Origin of the sequence: Lentilactobacillus sp., from assembly GCF_040773105.1 — a bacterium.
In the GTDB taxonomy this organism is placed as follows: Bacteria; Bacillota; Bacilli; order Lactobacillales; family Lactobacillaceae; genus Lentilactobacillus; species Lentilactobacillus parabuchneri.
The window spans coordinates 1-4,497 of the sequence record NZ_JAXGWW010000166.1 but is presented as its reverse complement, the minus strand read 5'-3'; the positions used below and the strand labels follow the sequence as shown (position 1 = coordinate 4,497).

4 protein-coding genes are annotated in these 4,497 nt (G+C 44.0%); 2 read left to right on the top strand and 2 right to left on the bottom strand.

What is annotated here, in order from left to right:
- Positions 1–153 precede the first annotated feature (153 nt).
- Positions 154–600, top strand: coding sequence for an Lrp/AsnC family transcriptional regulator (locus AB3112_RS08495; protein WP_057910169.1), 447 nt, complete (start codon positions 154–156; stop codon positions 598–600).
- A 208-nt stretch (positions 601–808) separates the two neighbouring features.
- Positions 809–2,209, top strand: coding sequence for an amino acid permease (locus AB3112_RS08490; RefSeq protein ID WP_084973172.1), 1,401 nt, complete (start codon positions 809–811; stop codon positions 2,207–2,209).
- A 163-nt stretch (positions 2,210–2,372) separates the two neighbouring features.
- Here the strand turns inward: AB3112_RS08490 and xylB are convergent, their stop codons facing one another.
- Positions 2,373–3,881: a xylulokinase gene (xylB, locus tag AB3112_RS08485; RefSeq protein WP_084973174.1), complete on the bottom strand. Its 1,509-nt coding sequence runs from the start codon at positions 3,879–3,881 to the stop codon at positions 2,373–2,375.
- 200 nt (positions 3,882–4,081) lie between these two features.
- A partial coding sequence (locus AB3112_RS08480) for a DUF5776 domain-containing protein (RefSeq protein WP_367334288.1) occupies positions 4,082–4,497 on the bottom strand: 416 nt, incomplete at its 5' end.

Genomic DNA, 4,497 nt, shown 5'->3' with positions numbered 1-4,497 from the left:
TTTTAGATACAAAATTTATTATAACGATTATTGTTGTAGGTGGCAATTATCTTTGACAAATGCCACGCTTTCTGAAAAACGAGGCGTCCAAAGAAACCCACTCAATCGTGAATGGTATAATGAACGCAAAATATTTTTAAGAGGAGAATTCGAATGGACAAATTAGACCGTAAAATTTTAAATATCATCCAAGAAGATGGACGAGCTTCAATTAAGAGCATTGCTGAACAATGTTTTATTTCTGCTCCCTCAGCGTCCGTTCGACTTCAAAATCTTGAGAGTCATGGTTTTATCAACGGCTACACGGCAGATGTAAATTATGAGAAATTAGGCTACCTGATTAAAGCGTTTGTCAGGATCGATGTCAGTTACGTGGAAATGCCGAAATTCGTGAAATTTATTTCAAAGATTCCCAATGTGGTTGAATGTAATTACATTACTGGGGACGCATCCGTCCAACTAAAAGTCTTTTACAAGACCATGACCGAGTTAAACGAGTTCAATGCATCTCTCAAGGACTTTGGCTACAGCCATACCAACGTTGCGTTTACGACCAATATTGGTCCCCGACCACTGAAGCTTCCCGAAGACGATGCGTAATACCAGCCTCTGAAAAAAATATTTTGTTTTCATAGGCAAACCGTCAATTCTGCCTTATTTTCATGAAAATATTATCAAATTTACAAAATCATCTAAAAACTTCCGCCCCAAACCGCTCAATTTCGACACGGTCGTGTTAGGATAATGGCAAATTAATTAGAGGCCTCTAATTCAATTCATCATTTCCAAACAGGGAGGAAGTTTATTCATGCAAAAAACAGAAGTAACCAAAAACGCTGACGGCACCCGCCGCTCCTTGAGCAACCGTAACGTTCAGATGATCGCTATCGGAGGCACGATTGGAACTGGATTATTCTTAGGATCCGGAACCACAATCAGCAAAACCGGTCCATCTATTTTATTAGTTTACTTAGTATTAGGGATCTTTTTCTTCTTAATGATGCGGGCGTTGGGTGAAATGCTTTATTCCGACCCATCACAACACACGTTTGTTGCCTTTATTACCCGCTATTTGGGACCAACAGTCGGCCACTTCACTGGTTGGACCTATTGGCTGGGCCTTTCTTTTTGTGCCATGGCTGAAATTACTGCCATCTCTACATACGTCCAGTTTTGGTTTCCAACTATTCCATCGTGGATCATCCAATTGGTGTTCTTGGGCACCTTGGCCGGCGTTAATCTGATCGCTGCCAAGTTATTTGGTGAAGCAGAGTTCTGGTTTGCGTTAATCAAAATTGTCGCCATCCTTGCTCTGATTGCAACAGGTGCGTTCATGATGTTTAGCCATTCGGTCACACCGTTGGGACACGCGTCAATTCAAAACATTTCCCAGAACTTCTCAATGTTCCCGCACGGTGCAATGAGCTTTATTTCTGCCTTTCCAATGGTCTTCTTTGCTTTTCAAGGCATTGAATTCGTCAGCATTACCATCGGCGAAGCCCAAACACCACACAAGATTATCAAAAAGGCCGTTAATGAAACGTTGCTTAAAATTTTGATTTTTTACTTTGGTGCTTTGATTGTCATCATGGGAATTATTCCATGGACGCATTTAAACGCTGCCAGCAGCCCGTTTGTTCAAGTCTTCAAATTAGCAGGTTTTCCAGCTGCCGCTGCCATTATTAACTTCGTGGTATTGACGTCGGCTTCGTCATCGTTGAACAGCTTTATTTTCTCAGCCGGTCGACACTTTTATCAATTAGCGACTGAAACGCCTGAAGACAGCTTCATGCACCGCCACTTTACCAAAATTTCTAAAAATGGTGTCCCAGCGGCCGCAATTCTCATGTCGGCTTTCTGTCTGCTGATTACACCTTTGATGAGTTTGACCAATGCGACTGCTTCGGTCTTTACGATCGTAGCCGGTTCTTCAAACGACATGTACATTTTGGTTTACGCCTTGGCAATGATTGCCCACCGGAAATACCGCCAATCAAGCGACTTCCTACCAAACGGCTTCAAGATGCCTTGGTATAACATTACCAGCCCACTGACAATTGCGTTTTTTGCGATTATCTTCGTGACCCTATTCTTCATCCCACAAGATATTATCGGAGCTGTGGGTGCCATCATTTGGACCATCGTGTTTGGTGGTGTGACTTACATGCATCAACGCAGTATGGCAGTGGCCAACCCGGAAAATGATTAAAAATTTAAATTAAAAAATCTAAGATCAAATCTAGTTATAACTGTTTAAAGGGCAGCGATAACTAAATTCGGTCTTATATTTTTTGTGTTTTCGGTGATTTTACCAATCCCGTTTCATGATTGGCCGATCCTCATCAAATCGGCAATTTCAGTTAGGTTTGTTCCTAACTGTTATCTCGACGAAATTCGACCAACTCATGTGTGATTTGCTTTGTGCTTGGATAAATCTTTCGATAAATATCGTGTAATCTTTGGTATTTTTTGACGTTTTCAGGTTCCGGCAAAAAGACATCTTTGAATTGAACGAAGACTTTCGAACATTCAGGAACATCCTTGTACCAGCCAACGCCGACTGCAGCCAGCATCGCGGCCCCCAGACCTGGGCCCTGCTCATTTTGAAGTGAAATCACTTTAACATTAAAGATATTCGCCTGAATCTGCTGCCACAATGGGCTTTTAGCGCCGCCGCCAATGGAGACCACTGTATCAAACTGACTGCCCTTTTCTTCATAGAGATCAAGAATGTCCCTAAACGAGAAAATAATGCCTTCAAGAACAGCTCGGACAAAGTCGTAACGCTGATGAATCCCGTCGATCCCGATAAAACTGCCACGGATATCGGCATCGGCATAAGGTGCTCGTTCACCAACAATGTACGGGGCAAACAGCAGACCATTGGCACCAACGGTTGATTTTTCGGCACTTTCAACAACCTCCGTAAAGTCCTCGTTTTCAGCGAAGGTTTTCTTAAACCAACTGAGTGAGTATCCGGCAGCCAAGGTAACCCCCATTGAATAGTAAGCGTCCGGAATCGCGTGGTCCTCATACTGAATCACACCATCGTAATTGGTCTCCTTCCTAGGCTCATACTTGAGGATTACGCCGGAGGTTCCGATACTTGAAAGGACCTTGGTAGGACCGTCAATTCCGGCGCCAACAGCACCACAAGCGTTGTCTGCGCCGCCACCAAAGGTCTTGGTGTCAGTGGACAGTCCTGAATATTCGGAATACCAGTCATCAATCTGGCCGGTTTCATCGATTGAACGGACCAACGGTGGACACAGACTGGCAGGAATATCGAATGCATCAAGGATTTCTTGGCTCCAGCGCTGTTTGTCGACATCCAGCATGACGGTTCCGGTGGCATCGGAATAATCAATTGCCAACTTGCCGGTCATTCGGAAGCGTAAATAGTCTTTTGGCAGCAGCATCGTTGTTGCCTGCTTGAAGATTTCCGGTTGGTTTTCTTTAACCCACAGTAATTTGGGCAGGGTAAATCCTTCAAGTGGCTTGTTATGAGTGATTTCAACAAACCGCTCACCCATCTTGTCCATGATCTCTTCTCGTTGCTTAGTAGAACGCGTATCGTTCCAAAGCATCGCTGGCCGCAACACTTTATGATTCTTATCCAGCAACACGAGGCCGTGCATCTGGCCTGAATAGCTGATTCCCTTAATGTCTTCGGGTTTGATGCCGTCCTTTAAAATAAGGCGCACGATGGATACCGTCGTCGCACTTACCCAGTCTTCCGGATCTTGTTCTGCATAACCGGGTTTTGGCTGATCTAACGGAAAATCCATCCCTTCTTGAGCAATAATATCACCGGATTTGGTAACCGCCGTGACTTTTACAGAACTTGTGCCAAGGTCAACGCCCAATACGCAATCAGTCATGTTGTTTCCTCCTTCAAAGACAATGTTTGAATCCAGATTACCACAAAACCATATTTATCAAAAAAGACTTGCCAGATCACTTTTAATAAGTGGTTTAGCAAGTCTTTTGCAATGTGTTATGATAATGTCTACCTTCGAAGCAAGCAATCAGTAGCGAAGTCCCACCAACCTTGGTGGGTGCATACTAAACACGTACCCGATTAGTGACTAATTGCCACGTATTGCTTACTGCCTGTCACGTAATGCCCATCCGTTAACAAGAAACGCGTCGTCAAACCATATTGCACAAGGCCCCGAACCGGAATAACCGTCCCCTTCTTGAGCTTTTTGAGCCGTTGTTTGACGTTGAATGATTTTCCTGAATATTCATAAACACCTTGAGGACCAACGACCTTGATGAAGGCATGCCGTTTCTGCCAATAAAGCTTAGCCGTGTAGCCACTCTTTGCCGTCACGAAGGACCCGTCAGCCAACTGGTAACGCAAATGGCCATTGGACGATCTGGCCGTTTTAACGACGGTAAAAACAGGGGCATTAATGAGTGGCTTCTCTGGGTAATATTTTAAACGATTCTTTTTGGTGAAGTTCACTGTTCGATAACGATAAATCGGCTTTC

Bases quoted from the DNA above. Each gene is read 5' to 3' on its own strand.
- AB3112_RS08495 (WP_057910169.1), top strand. From the start codon at position 154: ATGGACAAATTAGACCGTAAAATTTTAAATATCATCCAAGAAGATGGA.
- AB3112_RS08490 (WP_084973172.1), top strand. From the start codon at position 809: ATGCAAAAAACAGAAGTAACCAAAAACGCTGACGGCACCCGCCGCTCC.
- xylB (WP_084973174.1), bottom strand. From the start codon at position 3,881: ATGACTGATTGCGTATTGGGCGTTGACCTTGGCACAAGTTCTGTAAAA.